The 18,561-nt window shown below is 61.5% G+C and carries 18 protein-coding genes; 9 read left to right on the forward strand and 9 right to left on the reverse strand.

Annotated features, from left to right (window positions below):
* Positions 1-16 precede the first annotated feature (16 nt).
* A complete protein-coding gene (gene ung, locus HYE77_RS01810; protein ID WP_003212020.1) occupies positions 17-709 on the forward strand; it encodes a uracil-DNA glycosylase in 693 nt (230 codons plus the stop codon).
* 68 nt (positions 710-777) lie between these two features.
* Here ung and HYE77_RS01815 read toward each other — a convergent pair whose 3' ends face one another.
* The 5 genes from HYE77_RS01815 to HYE77_RS01835 form a co-directional block, all read right to left on the reverse strand.
* Entirely contained in the window at positions 778-1,815 is a 1,038-nt protein-coding gene (locus HYE77_RS01815) for an AbrB family transcriptional regulator (RefSeq protein WP_003212018.1), read from the reverse strand.
* Positions 1,808-3,322, reverse strand: coding sequence for a tripartite tricarboxylate transporter permease (locus HYE77_RS01820; RefSeq protein WP_177068328.1), 1,515 nt, complete (start codon positions 3,320-3,322; stop codon positions 1,808-1,810). Before HYE77_RS01820 ends, HYE77_RS01815 begins: the two co-directional genes overlap by 8 nt.
* Before the next feature lies 1 nt (position 3,323).
* Positions 3,324-3,782 (reverse strand): tripartite tricarboxylate transporter TctB family protein, encoded by a 459-nt coding sequence (locus tag HYE77_RS01825; RefSeq protein WP_008437838.1) that lies wholly within the window; start codon positions 3,780-3,782, stop codon positions 3,324-3,326.
* A gap of 130 nt (positions 3,783-3,912) precedes the next feature.
* Positions 3,913-4,899, reverse strand: a complete 987-nt coding sequence (locus tag HYE77_RS01830) for a tripartite tricarboxylate transporter substrate binding protein (protein WP_166742143.1) — start codon at positions 4,897-4,899, stop codon at positions 3,913-3,915.
* Positions 4,900-4,927: 28 nt separating this feature from the next.
* On the reverse strand, positions 4,928-6,208 hold the full coding sequence (locus HYE77_RS01835) for an OprD family porin (RefSeq protein ID WP_008437839.1): 1,281 nt from the start codon (positions 6,206-6,208) through the stop codon (positions 4,928-4,930).
* Positions 6,209-6,444: 236 nt separating this feature from the next.
* Between HYE77_RS01835 and HYE77_RS01840 the strand changes: the two genes are divergently transcribed.
* Both HYE77_RS01840 and HYE77_RS01845 read left to right on the forward strand, forming a co-directional pair.
* Complete coding sequence (locus HYE77_RS01840; RefSeq protein WP_003212008.1) at positions 6,445-7,116, forward strand: response regulator; 672 nt, start codon at positions 6,445-6,447, stop codon at positions 7,114-7,116.
* Entirely contained in the window at positions 7,109-8,494 is a 1,386-nt protein-coding gene (locus HYE77_RS01845; protein ID WP_177068329.1) for a sensor histidine kinase, read from the forward strand. Before HYE77_RS01840 ends, HYE77_RS01845 begins: the two co-directional genes overlap by 8 nt.
* On the opposite strand, the gene HYE77_RS01850 is transcribed toward HYE77_RS01845, so the two are convergent.
* On the reverse strand, positions 8,495-9,316 hold the full coding sequence (locus HYE77_RS01850) for an HDOD domain-containing protein (protein ID WP_177035873.1): 822 nt from the start codon (positions 9,314-9,316) through the stop codon (positions 8,495-8,497).
* A gap of 36 nt (positions 9,317-9,352) precedes the next feature.
* Positions 9,353-10,294 carry a folate-binding protein YgfZ gene (locus HYE77_RS01855; protein ID WP_177068330.1) on the reverse strand — a complete coding sequence of 314 codons (942 nt, stop codon included), beginning with the start codon at positions 10,292-10,294 and terminating at the stop codon, positions 9,353-9,355.
* 139 nt (positions 10,295-10,433) lie between these two features.
* Here HYE77_RS01855 and HYE77_RS01860 point away from each other — a divergent pair, with 139 nt between their 5' ends.
* A complete protein-coding gene (locus HYE77_RS01860) occupies positions 10,434-10,688 on the forward strand; it encodes a succinate dehydrogenase assembly factor 2 (protein WP_003212000.1) in 255 nt (84 codons plus the stop codon).
* Positions 10,672-11,124 (forward strand): protein YgfX, encoded by a 453-nt coding sequence (locus HYE77_RS01865; protein ID WP_177068331.1) that lies wholly within the window; start codon positions 10,672-10,674, stop codon positions 11,122-11,124. Before HYE77_RS01860 ends, HYE77_RS01865 begins: the two co-directional genes overlap by 17 nt.
* Here HYE77_RS01865 and nadB read toward each other — a convergent pair.
* A complete protein-coding gene (nadB, locus tag HYE77_RS01870; RefSeq protein WP_003211997.1) occupies positions 11,093-12,709 on the reverse strand; it encodes an L-aspartate oxidase in 1,617 nt (538 codons plus the stop codon). The genes HYE77_RS01865 and nadB overlap by 32 nt on opposite strands.
* 467 nt (positions 12,710-13,176) lie before the next feature.
* On the opposite strand from nadB, the gene rpoE reads away from it, so the two are divergent.
* From rpoE to HYE77_RS01890, 4 genes are all read left to right on the forward strand, one after another.
* Positions 13,177-13,758 (forward strand): RNA polymerase sigma factor RpoE, encoded by a 582-nt coding sequence (rpoE, locus tag HYE77_RS01875; protein WP_003172477.1) that lies wholly within the window; start codon positions 13,177-13,179, stop codon positions 13,756-13,758.
* Between the two features lie 31 nt (positions 13,759-13,789).
* A complete protein-coding gene (locus HYE77_RS01880) occupies positions 13,790-14,377 on the forward strand; it encodes a sigma-E factor negative regulatory protein (RefSeq protein ID WP_003172479.1) in 588 nt (195 codons plus the stop codon).
* Between the two features lie 16 nt (positions 14,378-14,393).
* Positions 14,394-15,350: a MucB/RseB C-terminal domain-containing protein gene (locus HYE77_RS01885; protein WP_177068332.1), complete on the forward strand. Its 957-nt coding sequence runs from the start codon at positions 14,394-14,396 to the stop codon at positions 15,348-15,350.
* A 244-nt stretch (positions 15,351-15,594) separates the two neighbouring features.
* Positions 15,595-17,034 carry a DegQ family serine endoprotease gene (locus tag HYE77_RS01890; RefSeq protein WP_003211993.1) on the forward strand — a complete coding sequence of 480 codons (1,440 nt, stop codon included), beginning with the start codon at positions 15,595-15,597 and terminating at the stop codon, positions 17,032-17,034.
* Positions 17,035-17,101: 67 nt separating this feature from the next.
* On the opposite strand, the gene HYE77_RS01895 is transcribed toward HYE77_RS01890, so the two are convergent.
* Entirely contained in the window at positions 17,102-18,535 is a 1,434-nt protein-coding gene (locus HYE77_RS01895) for a M48 family metalloprotease (RefSeq protein ID WP_087692605.1), read from the reverse strand.
* Positions 18,536-18,561: the final 26 nt, after the last annotated feature.

The following is an 18,561-nucleotide window of genomic DNA, read 5'->3' on the forward strand; positions in this document are numbered from 1 at the left end:
ACTAGACAGCGTAACCATGACCACCGACGACCGTATCAAACTCGAACCCAGCTGGAAACACGCCCTGCGTGACGAGTTCGACCAGCCGTACATGGCCCAGTTGCGGGAATTCCTGCGCCAGGAGCACGCGGCAGGCAAGGAGATCTACCCACCCGGCCCGATGATCTTCAACGCACTCAACTCAACGCCCCTGGACAAGGTCAAGGTGGTGATCCTCGGCCAGGACCCGTATCACGGCCCGGGCCAGGCCCACGGCTTGTGCTTCTCGGTGCAACCGGGCGTGCCGGCACCGCCGTCGCTGGTCAATATCTACAAAGAACTCAAGCGTGACCTGAACATCGACATTCCCAACCACGGCTACCTGCAAAGCTGGGCCGACCAGGGCGTGCTGATGATCAACACCACCATGACCGTGGAGCGCGCGAATGCCAACGCCCATGCGGGCAAGGGCTGGCAGTTCTTTACCGATCGGATTATTGAAGTGGTGAGCGAGCATCAGCCGCACCTGGTGTTCTTGCTGTGGGGCGCCCATGCGCAGGGCAAGCAGAAGCTGATCGACGCCACCAAGCACCTGGTGCTGACGTCGGTGCATCCGTCGCCGTTGTCGGCCTATAGAGGGTTTATTGGCTGCGGGCATTTCAGCCGCACCAACAAGTTTCTTGAGCAGAATGGCGAGACGCCGATCGAGTGGCGATTGCCGCCGGTTTGACATAGCTCCAATGTAGGAGCTGTCTCGCTAAAGCTCGACAGCTCCTACAATTGAACGTCTCTTGGGCTTCAGATTTTGTCTGGCTGCCGGTTCCAGTGCCGAAACAAAGGCTCCGCCAGAAACAGCACAAACAACAAACGCATCACCTGCATCGCCGTCACCAACGGCACCGACAGTTGCAGGGTTTCCGCCGTCAGGCTCATTTCCGCAATTCCGCCTGGCATCATGCCCAGTGTCAGCGAACGCAGGTCCAGATGTGTGAGTGCACTCAAGCCCACAGCCGCCAGCGTCGCAATCAACATGGTCAACGCCGTACCGATCAACGTACGTCCCATGAACAACGGCGCGCGCCGGAAGAACTGCCGGTTGAAGTGGCAGCCCAGGCCGCTGCCGATCAGCCACTGGCCGATCTGGCTGCCGCCGTCGGGCAGCCCGATGTGCAAGTCCCAGGTAATGCTGGCGGCGGCACTGACCAGCAGCGGCCCGAACAGCCAGGGGTTTGGCTGACGCAAGCGTTGCCAGCCCCAGGCCACCAGGGCGCCGACGGGAAACAGCAGCGCCAGCCAGGTCCAATCCACCGTCGCCGGATGAAACTGCGGGGCACCTTCCCCCAGCAAATACTTGAACGCCGCCGGCACGCAGAGCACCACCACCAATACCCGCAAACTCTGGCCCGCCGCGACGCGGCTGAGCACTGCGCCATTGCGTGCGCCGAGGTTGACCATCTCCCCCGATCCACCTGGCATGCTCGAGAAAAACGCCGTGGCGCGGTCTTCACCGCTGCGGCGCATCAACCACACACCCACAATGCTGGAGAGGCTGGTGACCAGCGCGCCGAAGAAGATCAGGCCGAAGTGGCTCATCACCTGCTCGATCACCACCGGGGTGAAGTGCAGGCCGATGCCGATGCCCACCACCCATTGGCCGCATTTGCGGCCGCCGGGAATTTCCGCGAGCTGCCAGGGTGTCAGGCAGCGCACCAGGATGATCGCCAGTAACGAGCCGACCATGTACGGCAGTGGCCAGCCGATCTGGCTGGCGAGATACCCGCCCAGCAGACCGACCAGCGGTGTTGCCCACCAGTTTCTGAACGTGGCCTCAGACATCGGCCACGGCACGACGCTGCAGGGAACGCTTGCGCCAGATGCGCAGGAGCGGGAACAACAGCATCAAGGCCGTCAGTACCCACACGCCGAAGGTGATCGGGCTCGACCAGAGGATCTGCAATTCGCCGTTGGAAATCGACAGCGCACGACGCAGGTTCTGCTCCATCAACCCGCCGAGGATAAAGCCCAGCAGCACCGGCGAGAGCGGGAAATCCAGCTTGCGCAGGATGTAGCCGAAGATGCCGATGCCGACCATCAGGAACAGGTCGAAGGTGGTGGCGTGAACCGCGTACACACCGATCGCAGTGATGATGGCGATCACCGGCACCAGTGCCCAGTTCGGCACGGCAAGGATGCGGGTGAAGATGCGGATCATCGGGATGTTGAGGATCACCAGCATGATGTTGGCGATAAACAACGAGGCGATCAGGCCCCAGACGATGTCCGGTTGCTGTTGGAACAGCAGCGGGCCGGGGGTGATGTTGTACAGCGACAGGGCGCCGATCATCACCGCCGTGGTGCCCGAGCCGGGTACGCCGAGGGTCAGCATCGGCACCAGGGCGCCGCAGGCGGAAGCGCCGATCGCGGTTTCCGGAGCCGCCAGGCCGCGCATGTCGCCCTGGCCGAATTTACCGCTGGCACCGGCCAGGCGTTTTTCGGTCATGTAGGCCACGGCCGAGGCCAGTGTGGCACCCGCGCCCGGCAAGACACCCATGATGAAACCCAGCAGGCCGCAGCGAATATTCACGACGAATACCGCGCAAGCTTCCTTCAGGTTGAACATCATGCGTCCGGTGGCTTTCACGGCTTCCTGGCCACGGTGGGTTTTTTCCAGCAGCAACAGGATCTCGCTGATGGAGAACAGGCCCAATACAAGCACCACGAACTGGATGCCGTCGGTCAGGTGGATGTTATCGCCGGTGAATCGGTAAACGCCGCTGTTGGCATCGATACCCACTGCTGACAGAAACAGGCCGATCAAGGCCGCGACAAAGGTCTTCAGCGGCTTGTCACCGGCCATGCCGCCCAGGCAGACGATGGCAAACACCATCAGTACGAAATATTCCGCCGGGCCGAAGGCAATCGCCCATTTGGCCAGCAGCGGGGCGAACAGCACCATGCCGCAGGTGGCGATAAACGCACCGATGAACGAACTCCACGCCGACAGCGACAACGCCACGCCCGCCAGGCCTTTGCGAGCCATCGGGTAGCCGTAGAGGGTGGTCATCACGGTGGAAGCTTCACCCGGGATGTTCAACAGGATCGAGCTGATGCGCCCGCCGTATTCGCAGCCCAGGTACACGGCCGCCAACAGGATCAAGGCCGACTCAGGCGGCAGCCCCAGGGCAAATGCGATGGGGATCAACAGCGCTACGCCGTTGATCGGCCCAAGGCCCGGCAACAGGCCGACCACGGTGCCGATCAAGGTGCCGCACAGTGCGGTGATCAGGTTGTAAGGGGTCAGTGCAACGCCGAAGCCCTGGCCCAAATAGCTGAACGTATCCATATCAGTTCTCCAGAACTTCAAGCAGGCCGAGCGGCAGCGGTACATCCATGGCCTTGTCGAACAGCAGGTAAAGACCGATGCTCATCAAGGTCACGATCACCACGCTGGGCATCCAGCGGCCGCCATACAGGCGCGCCATCGGAATGCCGATCAGCATGCTGCTGAGGATGAAACCCAAGGGTTCGAAGGTGCCGGCAAACACCAGCAGCAACCCGACGCAGATGCCGATCTTGATCAGGGTCTGGCGGTCCAGCGCGGGCTCTTCTTCTGTGTGCTTGGTGGGCTGTGGACGAAACAGCATGTAGATCAGGCCCAGGCCCATCAGCCCGAGCATCAGCAGCGGGTAGGCCCGAGGCCCTACCGGCTCGTAGGAAAACGACGCCTGATATGGCCAGGCCATCAGTGCGAGGCCGGCACAGACCAGCAACATCACTGAGGCGAAAATGCGTTGTAAGAGCATGGGAAACTCCTTGGAGACTCTTGTAGGCGCGAGCTTGCTCACGAAGAACGCCAGGACGTCGCGTTTATACAGGCAGCACGCGTCATCGTTGAAGTTTTTCGCGGGCAAGCCCGCCCCCACAGAGGGGCGATTACTGGATCAGGCCGAACTCTTTGGCCAGCACTTTGTAGTCAGCCACCTGTTTCTTCACGTAGGTGTCCAGCTCCGGGCCGGTCATGGCGAACGGGAACAGCTCGCGCTGGTCACGCAGCTTGGCGAACTCTTCGGAAGCCAGCAGTTTGTCGAAGGCGTCTTTCCACCAGGCATAGTCTTCGTCGCTGACTTTTGGCCCGAGGTAGAAGCCACGCACCACCGGCCAGACGATGTCGTAGCCTTGTTCCTTGGCGGTCGGGATGTTCTTCATTTCCGGCTCGTCCAGGCGTTCGTCGGAGAACACCGCCAGCAGGCGCATGTCACCACTGAGGATGTGCGGCATGGAGTCGGAGATGTCGGTACTGCCTACCTGGATATGGCCGCCTAGCAGGGCGGTGGCGATCTCGCCGCCGCCTTCCAGTGCCACGTAGCGCAGGTCACGCGGGTTGATGCCGGCGGCCTTGGCGATCAGGGCGGTTTGCATCCAGTCCTGGCTGCCGACGGTGCCGCCGGAACCGATGACCACGCTGCCCGGATCTTTCTTCAGGGCCTTGACCAGATCGTCGAGGTTTTTGTAGGGCGAATCGTTTTTCACCGCGATGGCACCGTAGCTGGTGCCGACGGCCGCGAGCCAGCGCACGGCGCTTTCATCGAAGCGGCCAAATTTGCCCTGGGCCAGGTTCAACAGCGAGCCGCTGGACCACGCCACCAGCGTGCCGGCGTCGGCCGGACGCTGCGCCACGACGGCGTTGTAGGCCACCGCGCCCACGCCGCCGGGCATGTAGGTCACGCGCATCGGCTTGCTCAGCAGTTTCTCGTTGACCAGCGCGCTCTGCGCCAGTTTGCAGGTCAGGTCGAAACCACCGCCAGGGGACGCCGGGGCGATGCACTCCGGGCGCTTGGGCTCGGCGGCCAGCAGTTGGCTGGCGAACAGCATGCAGCTGGCCGTCAGGGCAAATTTACGCAGTGAAAGGGTCATGTTCATCTCCATCATTGTTGTTATGAGGTTGCTGTTACCAGAGTGCGACGCTGTAGCTCACCAGCAGGCGCACTTCATCCGCATCACGGGCCGAATAGTTGGAACGGTAGGTGGCATTGCGCAGACGCACGGCCACGTCCTTGAACGTGCCGCTTTGCACCACGTAGCGGATCTCGCTGTTGCGTTCCCACTCCTTGCCGGTCTCGCCGTTCTTGAGCTTGATGTTGTCACCCGACAGGTAACGGCTCATGAAACTCAGGCCGGGAATCCCCAGCTTGGCGAAGTCGTAGTCGTAGCGGGCCTGCCAGGAGCGTTCTTCGGCCCCGGCAAAGTCGTTGATCTGCACGAAGTTGACAAGGTAAGGATCGCTACCGTCCACGTAGGGAAAGGCGCTGTCGCCGGACATGTGCTGGTAACCGGCGCTGAGCTTATGGCCATTGAGGGCATAGCTGAAGAGGCCGTTGAGGGAGGTGTTGTCGATCTTGCCGCCGCGCGCCGCGCCGGTGTCGTCACTGACGGCCAGGCGGAGGTCGGCGCCGAAGGTGCCGGGGCCCATCGGGCGCGAGGCCACGAGGCCGAGGAAATGCTGGCGGTACACGTCGTCGAGTTGGGCGAAGTGGTAGCTACCGGTGATCTTGTCGGCGAACTTGTAGTCCACGCCGCCGAAGTCGAAATGCTTGCCGGTGGCGCCGCTGAGGAAGCGGCTGTTTTTGTTGTTGAGGCCGATGTCTTCGTAGTTGGTGTCGTCGCGGTCCTTGGCCTTGTTCAGGCGGCCGCCGGTGAACACCAGGTTCTTGAATTCCCTGGAACTGAGCAGGCCGCCTTCAAACGTCTGCGGCAGGATGCGCCCGTCGTTGGGCTTGAGGATCGGCAATTCGGGGATCAGCGCGCCGATCTTCAGCTCGGTGGCGGAGATCTTCACTTTGCCGGTCAGGCCGAGTTTGGAATATTCGTTGGCGGCGCGGCCGTCGTCGTGGGTCGGCAACAGCCCGGTGCCGGTGCGGTCGGGGCTGGAGTCGAGCTTGACCCCGAGCATGCCCAGCGCATCCACGCCGAAGCCGACGGTACCGTCGGTATAGCCCGACTGCAGGTTGAGCATGAAGCCCTGGGCCCACTCGTCGCGCTTGGATTGTTGTGCGCTGGTGCCGTCGCGAAAGTCGCGGTTGAAGTACATGTTGCGGGTTTCGAGGGTGGCGGTGCTGTCCTCGAAAAAGGCGGCCTGGCCTGCGGGCGAAAAGCCGGCGAGGGCGGCGGCACTGGCAAGGGCGGTCTGGGTGATACGAGAAGAACGAGCAGGCGGCTGTGTGCGCAGCATCGTGGGTGTACTCCGTTATTGTTCTTATTTTGGCGAAAACGCTTCGAGGCGTTTTTCGGGCGCTATGGGTGAAATAGCTCGGCAGGCGAAACCCACCGTGGCTGGATGCTAAAGGGCGAAGCTTTCACTAACCTTTCAGTCGCCTTTCAATGTTTTCGGGCTTCACAGCGCAGGCCGCGCCTGTAAACTCCCCGGCAAAGCGTGGCGCCGACCACCCCCGAACGAGGTAAAAACCCATGCGTGTCCTTCTGGTCGAAGACCATCTGCAGCTAGCCGAAAGTGTCGCCCAGGCGCTCAAGAGCACGGGTTTGACCGTCGACGTGTTGCACGATGGAGTGGCGGCGGACCTGGCCTTGAGCAGCGAGGAATACGCGGTGGCGATTCTCGATGTGGGCCTGCCGCGCATGGACGGTTTCGAAGTATTGGCGCGCCTGCGGGCCCGTGGGAAAAATCTGCCGGTGTTGATGTTGACCGCACGCAGTGATGTGAAGGACCGCGTGCATGGCCTCAACCTGGGCGCGGATGACTACCTGGCCAAGCCGTTCGAACTGACGGAGCTGGAAGCCCGGGTCAAGGCGCTGCTGCGCCGTAGCGTGCTGGGCGGTGAGCGGCAACAGGCGTGTGGCGTGCTGATTTACGACCTGGATACGCGGCGCTTCACCCTGGGTGGTGAACTGCTGACCCTGACCTCCCGCGAGCAGGCGGTGCTTGAGGCGCTGATCGCGCGCCCGGGCCGGGTCATGAGCAAGGAGCAACTGGCTTCCCAGGTGTTTGGCCTGGATGAAGAGGCCAGCCCCGATGCCATCGAAATCTACGTGCACCGCCTGCGCAAGAAACTCGATGGCCAGCCTGTAGCCATCGTCACCTTCCGTGGCCTGGGGTACCTGCTGGAAGCCCGCGATGCATAAGCCCAGCAGCCTGCGCTGGCGCCTGCTGTGGAACCTGGCGCTGTTGCTGGTGGTGTTGATGATTGCCAGCGGCTTGAGCGCTTACTGGAATGGGCGCGAGGCGGCGGACACGGCTTACGACCGAACGCTGTTGGCCTCGGCGCGGACCATTGCGGCCGGCCTGTCCCACCGCGACGGTACCTTGAGTGCCGATGTGCCCTACGTCGCCCTGGATACGTTCGCCTACGACAGCGCCGGGCGGATCTACTACCAGGTCAACGATATTCACCAGAAGCTGATCTCCGGCTACGAAAACCTGCCGGGCCCGCCGCCGGGAACTCCACGCACCGATGACTATCCGGCGCTGGCGCGCTTTTATAACGCCAAGTATCAGGGCCAGAACGTGAGAGTGGTCAGCCTGCTCAAGGCAGTCTCCGAACCGAACATGAACGGCATGGCGGAAATCCGCGTGGCCGAAACCGACGAAGCGCGGGTGGCGATGGCGCGCAGCCTGATGGCCGATACCTTGCTGCGCCTGGGGATGCTGGCCATCGGTGCATTGTTGTTGGTGTTCTTTGCCGTGAGTGCGGCGCTGCGGCCGTTGGAGCGCTTGCGCACGGCCGTGGAAGAGCGTCAGCCCGATGACCTGCGGCCATTGCCGCTGGTGGAGGTGCAGCATGAATTGGGCCCGCTGGTACATGCGCTCAACCATTTCACCGAACGCCTGCGCGGGCAGTTCGAGCGCCAGGCACAGTTTATTGCCGATGCCGCCCATGAGCTGCGCACTCCGTTGGCAGCGCTCAAGGCACGCTTGGAGCTTGGCCTGCGTGCCGAAGACCCGGCTACCTGGCGCACCACCCTGGAAACCGCAGCCCAGGGCACTGATCGCCTGACTCACCTGGCCAATCAATTGCTCTCGCTGGCGCGCATCGAAAACGGCGCCCGGGCGATTGCCGAAGGCGGGGCGCAGTTGCTGGACCTGAGCCAGTTGGCTCGCGAGCTGGGCATGGCCATGGCGCCGCTGGCCCATGCGCGTGGCGTGGCCCTGGCGCTGGAGGCGGATGAACCGGTGTGGCTGCGGGGCGAGCCCACCTTGTTGAACGAGTTGTTGAGCAACCTGGTGGACAACGCCCTGGCCCACACGCCCCCGGGCGGCAACGTGATCCTGCGGGTCACGGCGCCGGCGGTACTTGAGGTGGAAGATGACGGCCCGGGCATCCCGCTGGATGAGCGGGACCGAGTGTTCGAGCGCTTCTATCGGCGCAGCCAGCAGGGCTTGGGGGCGGGCTTGGGGTTGGCGATTGTTGGCGAGATCTGCCGGGCACACCTGGCGCAGATCAGCTTGCATGACGGAGAGTTGGCGGGGTTGAAAGTGCGGGTCAGTTTTATCGCGGGGTAATCAGTAGAACATTGACCGTGCTTCATCCAGCTCGGCGCGCAAGGTGTCGCTGTAGGGGTCGAGTCGCAGTTTCTTGATCGCAGGTACCGTCGATATCGGTACGCTGGCCAGCGGGTGGTCAGTGTCGCGGTGGCAATACAACACGGCGACCTGCACCAGGTCGATATAGTCCAGGCGCTCGGAGTCGCGCTCAAGGTTCATGTACTGCGCCGGCAGGTTCACCAGCATTTCCGGGAAGTCCCAGCGCCGCAGCAGCTTGTCCCCCAGCAACGGGTGGATGCTTTCAATCACGTGATCGAGGCTGACCGGATCGGACAGCAGTTCATAGTGATCTTCGGCGAAGGTCAGGATCGGTAGCACGCCAATCTGGTGCACCAGCCCACCCAGCGCCGCCTGGTCAGGCTTCAACTGGCTGTGGTTGCGGCACAACGCATAGCTCACGCCGGCCACTTCCAGGCTGCGCCGCCAGACGTCGCGCATCTTCTGTTCGACCACTTCGGAACGGGCGTGGAAGATCTGTTCCATCACCAGGCCGATCGCCAGGTTGCTGCTGTAGTTGGTGCCCAGGCGGGTGATGGCGGTGTGCAGGTCGGTGACTTCCTGGGTCGCGCGCAACAGCGGGCTGTTGACCACTTTGATCAGCCGCGCCGACAAGGCGGTGTCGCGGCCGATCACTTTGCTCAGGTGGCTGATGCTGATGTCCGGGTCTTCGGCGGCCTGGCGAATGTTCAGGGCCACTTCCGGCAGCGTTGGCAGAACCAGGTCATCGTTATCGATGGCCACAACCAACGCCTGTTGGACTTTTTCCGCCAGCTTGTTCATTCAAGATCTCTAGGGTGTAGCAAAAAGGTACGACGATCAGCGCTGGATCTCGCGATCACGGTCCAGCTGGTAGGGCAGGTCGAGCAGCTGAAGGCCCGGGCCTTCCAGCGTGCCTACATGCACATCGCCACTCTCTGCTGCTTCGGCTTGCAGCACCGCTAGAAGTTCAATCGCCTGATCGGCACGGGCGGCAAGCACCACCTCGCCGATGGCGCTGTTGTGATTCGGGGAAAACAGTGGGGTGCCGGGCTCAGGCAGCTCGCCGGCATTCAGGCTCAGGCGATACAGGCGACGCTTGAGTTTGCCCAAATACTGCATGCGCGCGACGATTTCCTGGCCGGTGTAGCAGCCTTTCTTGAAGCTGACGCCGCCGACGGCTTGCAGGTTGAGCATCTGCGGGATGAACAGTTCGCGGGTCTGGGGCATGACCTGGCCGATACCGGCACGGATCTGGCACAGCAGCCATTGGTTCAGTTCACCTTCGTGCAATTGTGCGGCGAGTTGGCTGTGCAGGGTTTGAGCTTGGGCGGCGGGGGCCCAGAGTTCGGCACGGCCAGGCGATACGCGGATGGCGATCAGGTCGTCGCTGCGCACCACGCTGTCGGTCTCGGCGGGTAGTTGGAGGCCGAGGCCGGCCAGTACCTGATCGGCATCCGACACACCGAAACGCGCCCAGGCAGCGCTTTCGTCGGTGAGTTTGGATTTGGAGAACACGGCGTACTTTTTCAGGTCCGCCAGTTGTGGCTCCAGCAGTTCGGTGGCCATGGCCAGCAACACGCCATCGCCTTGCAGCAGGATGCGGAAGCTCGACTGCATGCGCCCTTTCTGGGTGCAGCGCGCGCCCAGGCTGGCCTGGGTGTCACTCAGGTAGTTGAGATTGCAGGTCAGTTGTCCCTGGAGGAACTTGGCAGCGTCGGAACCGCGGACGGCGAGAACGCCTTCGTGGGACAGGGGGCAGAAAAAAGCAGAGTCAGCCATGGGTCATCGCAGGTTAAAAAGTCATGAGTGCATCATAGAGGGGCGCCCGGCAAATGGATAGTTTCCGTATGGCCGACCAAAGCCGACTGTTCCAGGCAGCTTCGGCCTGTATACTTGCGCTCTATTTGAGGAGCGCTCCATGGTCGAAGATGTAGAACTCAATCGCCTCTACTGGCACAGCCGCCGCGGCATGCTTGAACTGGACGTGTTGCTGGTACCGTTCGTCAGGGAGGTCTATCCGCACCTCAACGACGTCGACCGCGACTGCTACCGCAAGCTGCTGGAATGCGAGGATCAGGACATGTTCGGCTGGTTCATGGAACGCGCCGAATCGGAAGACCCGGAGCTGCAGCGCATGGTTCGGATGATTCTGGATCGTGTCCAGCCCAAGTAATACGTTCGAATGCCGCTGGCACGCCTCCGGGCAGTTGCTGGCGGCTTATCTTTTCGCCCAGGCGTTCGCACTGGGTGCGCTGTGGTTTCTCGATGTGTCCCCGTGGTTCGGAGCCTTTGGCGCCTTGTTGTGCCTGGCCCATGCCGGTTGGGTATTGCCGCGTCATATCCTGCTGACTCACCGTTCGTCGATCCGTGGCCTGCGTCGCGACGAGGATGGCTGGCAGTTGTGGAGCGCCTCGCGTGGCTGGCACAGCGTGCAACTGCGCCCCGACAGCCTGGCGTTGCCGTTGATCGTGGTGCTGCGCTTTCGGGTGCAGGGTGACTGGCGGGTGCGTTCGATCTGCGTGCCACGGGATTCGCAGGCTACCGATGTGCATCGGCGCCTGCGGGTGCGCTTGAAGTTCAGCCGCCGTAGGTGGTTGGCACCAGAATAGTGTCGCGCGCTTCGGGCAGCATTTGCGGGTAGTCGAGGGTGTAATGCAATCCCCGGCTTTCCTTGCGCTCCATGGCCGAGCGGATCATCAGTTCCGCCACCTGGGCCAGGTTGCGCAGCTCGATCAGGTCGCGGCTGACTTTATAGTTGCTGTAGAACTCGTCGATCTCATCCAGCAACAGTCGAACCCGGTGCTGCGCCCGCGCCAGGCGCTTGTTGGTGCGCACGATGCCCACGTAGTCCCACATGAAGCGCCGCAACTCGTCCCAGTTGTGGGCGATGATCACGTCTTCGTCCGAATCGGTCACCTGGCTGGCGTCCCAGCGGGGCAGGGCGGCCGGCACCGGAATGCGCGGCAGCTGTTCAAGGATGTCGGCGGCGGCGGAGCGGGCGTACACGAAACACTCCAGCAACGAATTGCTGGCCATGCGGTTGGCGCCGTGCAGGCCGGTGAAGCTGGTTTCGCCAATGGCGTACAGGCCGGGCACGTCGGTGCGGCCGTTCTGGTCGACCATCACGCCGCCGCAGGTGTAGTGCGCCGCCGGGACGACCGGGATCGGGCCCTTGGTGATGTCGATATTGAACGCCAGGCAGCGCTCGTAGACCGTCGGGAAATGGGTCTTGATGAAGGCTTCGGGCTTGTGGCTGATGTCCAGGTAGACGCAGTCGATGCCCAGGCGCTTCATTTCATGGTCGATGGCCCGGGCGACGATGTCTCGCGGGGCCAGTTCTGCTCGTGGGTCGAAGCGCTGCATGAAACGTTCGCCGTTGGGCAGCTTCAGGTGTGCGCCTTCGCCGCGCAGGGCTTCGGTGATCAGGAAGCTCTTGGCCTGCGGGTGATACAGGCAAGTGGGGTGGAACTGGTTGAATTCCAGGTTCGCCACCCGGCAGCCCGAACGCCAGGCCATGGCAATGCCGTCACCGCAGGCGCCGTCGGGGTTGCTGGTATAGAGGTAGACCTTCGCTGCGCCGCCCGAGGCGAGAATGGTGAAGCGCGCGCCGTAGGTGTCGACTTCGCCGCTGGCCCGGTTGAGCACGTAGGCGCCGAGGCAGCGTTCGCCCGGCAGGCCAAGGCGCTTTTCGGTGATCAGGTCGACGGCGACCCGCTGTTCCAGCAGTTCGATGTTGGGGCGTTGCCGGGCCTGGGCGAGCAGGGTCTTGAAGATCGCGGCGCCGGTGGCGTCGGCGGCATGGATGATCCGCCGATGGCTGTGGCCGCCTTCGCGGGTCAGGTGGAACTCGAAGCCGCCGTCGTCGGTGCCGGAATGTTCGTCGCGGGTGAAGGGCACGCCCTGGTCGATCAGCCACTGGATGGCTTCGCGGCTATGCTCGACGGTGAAACGCACCGCTTCTTCATTGCACAGGCCGCCGCCGGCATTCAGGGTGTCTTCGACGTGGGATTGCACGGTGTCGGTGTCATCGAGCACCGCGGCGACACCGCCCTGGGCCCAGAACGTCGAGCCATTGGCGAGGTCGCCCTTGCTCAGTACGGCTATGCGCAGGTGGCCCGGCAGGGTCAGTGCAAGGCTCAAGCCCGCGGCGCCGCTGCCAATCACCAGGACATCGTGTTGAAACTGTTGGCTCATTTGAAGGATTCCGCAAAAAGCGATCCGTAGGGGGCGCAAACAGGACGCCTGGATCGGCGAATCAAAGGGTGACACGGCCCACTAGTATATAGAGGGGGGGAGCGGCACAATAGCCGGGCATTCGTGGCATTGTGAGACTACGGGCAACGAACTGCACGGCTTTCATGAAACGGACAGCGATTGGGATGGGAACTTTTTGCATAGGCCCCGACTCAATAGCAGGATGCCCGAAAGCTGGGAACACGCTGGATTTGCTGAGCCGCGTCTGTGTCAGGCGCGTCAGGAAACTGGCGACAGATTATTCGCGCAGCCGGCATTGCCCGCGCTGCGTTTTTCGTGTGTGCCAAATCAGTGCGCGCCGGAAACTTGCTTGGAGGGGGAGAACTTTTGCGAAAAGTCCGAGTCTATGTTTGCAAGCCTGATCGATTAGTTATGCAAGCCTCCTTCAAGTACAACGAGGAGTGTTCATGCTAACCCAGGAAGAGGATCAGCAGCTGGTCGAGCGCGTTCAACGCGGCGACAAGCGGGCATTTGATCTGCTAGTGCTGAAATACCAGCACAAAATTCTCGGGTTGATCGTGCGGTTTGTGCACGACACCCATGAAGCGCAGGACGTTGCACAGGAAGCCTTTATCAAGGCGTACCGTGCACTCGGTAATTTCCGCGGTGACAGTGCGTTTTACACGTGGCTGTATCGCATCGCCATTAACACGGCGAAGAACTATCTGGTTTCTCGCGGTCGCCGCCCGCCGGATAGTGATGTTAGTTCGGAAGATGCTGAATTTTATGATGGTGATCACGGCCTCAAGGATCTCGAGTCGCCGGAGCGTGCATTGCTGCGCGACGAGATCGAAGGAACCGTCCATCGCACTATTCAACAACTGCCAGAAGATTTGCGTACGGCGTTAACTTTACGTGAATTCGATGGTCTGAGTTACGAAGACATTGCGAGCGTCATGCAATGTCCGGTGGGTACCGTACGTTCCCGGATCTTCCGGGCTCGGGAAGCCATCGATAAAGCCCTGCAGCCGTTGTTGCAGGAAAACTGAGACAGCGGCGACAGCCAAGAGAGGAACCGCCATGAGTCGTGATGCCCTGCAGGAATCGCTGTCCGCAGTGATGGATAACGAAGCGGATGAACTGGAACTTCGTCGAGTGCTTAATGCATTTGATGATGCCGAAACCCGTGATACCTGGTCTCGTTACCAAGTCGCTCGGGCGGTGATGCACAAGGATCTTCTAATCCCTCGTCTGGATATTGCTGCGGCCGTTTCTGCTGCACTGGCTGATGAAGCCGTTCCGGCAAAAGCTGCTCGCGGTCCTTGGCGTAGCCTGGGCCGTCTGGCAGTCGCTGCTTCGGTGACCGTCGCTGTATTGGCAGGTGTTCGCCTGTACAACCAGGACGAAATCGCCGGTGCCGAACTGGCCCAGCAGACCCAGCAACCGGTCATGGCCGGCCCGCAGGTCAAGGGTCCAGCCGTACTGGCCGGCTACAAGGAAAGCTCCGATACCACCGGGCCTATGGCCAACGGTGTACTTCAAGGGCAATCCGGCTGGCAGGATCAGCGTCTTCCAGGCTACCTGCGCCAACACGCACAGGAATCGGCCTTGAAAGGCACTGAAAGCGCTCTGCCTTACGCCCGCGCTGCAAGCCTGGAAAACCGCTAGTTCGCCAAGGAGCTTTATGCGCGCCATACCGCTCCTTGCGCTTTTGCTCAGTGGCTGGTTTGCAGTCCCCGCCCATGCCGATGAAGCCCAAGACTGGCTGACGCGTCTTGGGCGGGCGGAGCAGCAGCAAAGCTTTCAGGGCACCTTCATCTACGAGCGTAACGGTAGTTTTTCTACCCATGACATCTGGCATCGTGTCCAGAATGGTCAGGTCCGTGAGCGGCTTTTGCAGCTCGATGGTTCTGCCCAGGAAGTCCTGCGCGTCGATGGCCGTACCCAATGCGTGAGCGGCACGCTGGTTGCCGGGCTTGGGGGCTCCCCCAATACCTCTGCGCGTACCCTTGATCCGCAAAAACTCAAAGCGTTCTACGATCTTGCCGTCATCGGCAAATCGCGCGTGGCCGGTCGGAATGCGGTGATCGTCTCCGTGACCCCCCGCGATCAATACCGTTATGGTTTTGAGCTGCATCTGGATCGTGAAACTGCGCTGCCATTGAAGTCATTGTTGCTTAACGACCAGGGCCAGTTGCTGGAGCGTTTCCAGTTCACCCAGCTCAATACATCGGTGCCTGACGATCGTGATTTGCAGCCCAGTGGCGAATGCACGCTGGTGGCGGTGACCAACGCCAAGGCCCCGGAGGTCGAGATCCCTCAGGATTGGCGCCTCGACTGGTTGCCACCAGGCTTTCAGCTGGTCAACAGCAGTGCCCATAAAGACTCCCACACCAAGGTAACCGTCAGCAGTCTGATGTATGACGATGGTCTGGCGCGTTTTTCGGTATTCCTGGAGCCGCTTAACGGTGCGACCGTAAACGAGACCCGCACCCAGTTGGGCCCGACAGTCGCCGTTTCACGGCGGTTGAATACCCTGGAAGGCGAGGTGATGGTGACCGTCGTCGGCGAGATCCCGATTGGCACCGCCGAGCGAATAGCGCTGTCACTACGCAGTGGCACCGTGCCCGCCAAGCCTTGAGTTGTTAATCCTATGTTCATCCTGATATTTCAATGTTGCGCAGGAGATAGTCGATGCCTGCCTCTGCCGAGAGCATGAAATGTCTGGATCATTTTTTTCACTTGCTAATATCCCCTATGTTTTTTATAGGTCAGGGCTTAACGGCCCTGGCCTTGTTTTGTTCGCGGAACAAAAATGTCGGTCGCAGTTTTTCGGCGTTTATTGAACCCTGTCGCTCAACCCTGCTCGTCGTAACGGGAGCTGTATGTCGATACCACGTTTGAAGTCTTACCTATCCATAGTCGCCACGGTGCTGGTGCTGGGTCAGGCCGTTACCGCGCAAGCGGCCGAGCTGCCTGACTTCACCCAACTGGTGGAGCAGGCGTCGCCTGCCGTGGTGAACATCAGTACTACGCAGAAGCTGCCGGATCGTAAGGTCTCCAACCAGCAGATGCCCGACCTGGAAGGCCTGCCGCCGATGCTGCGGGAGTTCTTCGAACGCGGCATGCCCCAGCCGCGCACGCCGCGTGGCGGTGGTGGCGGCCAGCGTGAGGCCCAGTCCCTGGGCTCGGGCTTCATCATCTCGCCTGACGGCTACATCCTCACCAACAACCACGTGATTGCCGACGCCGACGAGATCCTGGTGCGCCTGGCGGACCGCAGTGAGCTGAAAGCCAAACTGGTGGGCACCGACCCACGTTCCGACGTGGCCCTGCTGAAAATCGAAGGCAAGGACCTGCCGGTGCTGAAACTGGGCAAATCCCAGGACCTGAAAGCCGGCCAATGGGTCGTCGCCATCGGTTCGCCGTTTGGTTTTGACCATACTGTGACCCAGGGTATCGTCAGCGCCATCGGTCGCAGCCTGCCGAACGAAAACTACGTGCCGTTCATCCAGACCGACGTGCCGATCAACCCGGGCAACTCCGGCGGTCCGTTGTTCAACCTGGCGGGTGAAGTCGTTGGCATCAACTCGCAGATCTACACCCGCTCCGGTGGTTTCATGGGCGTTTCGTTCGCGATTCCGATCGATGTGGCCATGGACGTTTCGAACCAGCTGAAAACCGGTGGCAAAGTCAGCCGCGGCTGGCTGGGCGTGGTGATCCAGGAAGTGAACAAGGACCTGGCTGAATCCTTCGGTCTCGACAAGCCGGCCGGTGCCCTGGTCGCGCAGATCCAGGACGATGGCCCTGCTGCCAAAGGTGGCCTGCAAGTCGGTGACGTGATCCTGAGCATGAACGGCCAGCCGATCGTCATGTCTGCGGACTTGCCACACCTGGTGGGCGCGCTCAAGGCCGGCAGCAAGGCCAAGCTGGAAGTGATTCGTGACGGCAAGCGCCAGAACGTCGAACTGACCGTCGGTGCGATCCCGGAAGAAGGCGCGGCGCTGGATGCGCTGGGCAACAGCAAGCCAGGTGCCGAGCGCAGCAGCAATCGCCTGGGCATTGCTGTAGTCGAGTTGACCGACGAACAGAAAAAGAGCTTCGACCTCAAGAGCGGTGTAGTGATCAAGGAAGTCCAGGACGGTCCTGCCTCCCTGATCGGCCTGCAACCAGGTGATGTCATCACCCACCTGAACAACCAGGCTATCAACTCCACCAAAGAGTTCACCGACATCGCCAAGGCGCTGCCGAAGAACCGTTCGGTGTCGATGCGCGTCCTGCGTCAGGGGCGTGCCAGCTTCATTACCTTCAAACTGGCCGAGTAATCCGCTAGTCCAATAAAAAGCCCCGCTCTCGATGTTCGAGAGCGGGGCTTTTTTGTGGCTGAAAGGTTTAGCCCATCATGTCTTTGATCATGCGTTCCTGGTCGATCAGTTCACGCTGGCGTGCGTCGATACGTGACGAAAGCGGGAAGTTGCTGCCGGCGCGACGCTTGGCGAAATCCAATTGCTGGATGGCCTGCTTGAAATCTCCCACCAGCGCGAAGTACTCGGCCCGGGCCTGATGCAGGCCGATGATATTGCCCGACAAGCCACGGGTTTCCGCAACCTGGTACCAGACGTCCGGATCGTCCGGGCGAGACTTCAACAATCCTTCCAGGGCTTTTTCCGCGTCAGCGTTGCGGTTCTGCTTGAGCAGCAGATCCACACGAACCTGGTTCAGCGGATAGTTGCCTGGATATTGCGTCAACATTCGGTCCGTACGCTGCTGGGCATCCGGCAGGCGATTGTTGGTCATGTCCAGCTCGATCTGCGCCAGGTTGTAGGTGATGTCGTTGGGCGCCTTGGCCAGCAGCGGCTTGAGGTTTTCCCGGGCCAGGTTGAACTGGGCACCCTTGATCTGAGCGATGGCGAGGCCATAACGCGCGATATCGTTCTTCGGATTTTCATCCAGCTGGGCCTGGAAACGTTTGGCGGCCAGCCCCGGGGTGTCTTCGTAATACAGTTGCACTCGAGCACGGATCAGTTGATAGCGCAGGCTGTCCTCAATGCCACCCAGCTTGGCTTGCTCCGCACGGTTGCGGGTGTCGGCGATCCGCGATTCGGTTACCGGGTGAGTCAGCAGGAATTCAGGCGGCTTGGCATCGAAACGGTACTGGCGCATCAAGCGCTCGAACATGGTTGGCATGGACCGTGGGTCGTAGCCGGCTTTCTCCAGGTTGAGAATGCCGATGCGGTCAGCCTCTTGCTCGTTTTGCCGGGAAAAGCGCCGTTGCTCCTGGATCGCGGCGGCCTGGCTGCCGGCGATCGCGGCAATGCCCGCATCGCCTGCGCCAGCGGCGGCAGCGATGATGCCGCCGAGCAGCGCAGCCATCATCGGGATCTGCATGCGCTGCTGTGCTTCCACGCCTCGTGCGAAGTGACGTTGGGACAAGTGAGCCAATTCGTGGGCCAGTACCGAGGCATATTCGCCTTCGGTCTGGGCGTTGAGGAACAGGCCGCCGTTGACCCCGACGATGCCACCCGGTGCGGCAAAGGCGTTCAACTGCGGGCTGTTGATCAGAATGAATTCCAGGCGCCGGTCATTGACCTGGCTGGTTTCCACCAGCTTATAAACGCTGGATTCGACGTAATCCTTGAGCTGCGGGTCGTTGAGTTGCGAGACCTGGCCACGCAGGTAGGCCAGCCATGCCCGACCCAGATCGTATTCCTGTTTTGGCGAGACAATGGCAGAACTGGCGTCGCCAAGTGACGGCAGGTCGTCGGCGAAGCCTGGAGAGGCAAGCAGGCAAGCCAGCGTCAGCAGGGTAGGGCGCAAAAAAGTCATGCACAAAGCCTTTCGACAAAGAGCTT

Origin of the sequence: Pseudomonas sp. IPO3774 (assembly GCF_013386835.1) — a bacterium.
Taxonomy (GTDB): Bacteria; Pseudomonadota; Gammaproteobacteria; order Pseudomonadales; family Pseudomonadaceae; genus Aquipseudomonas.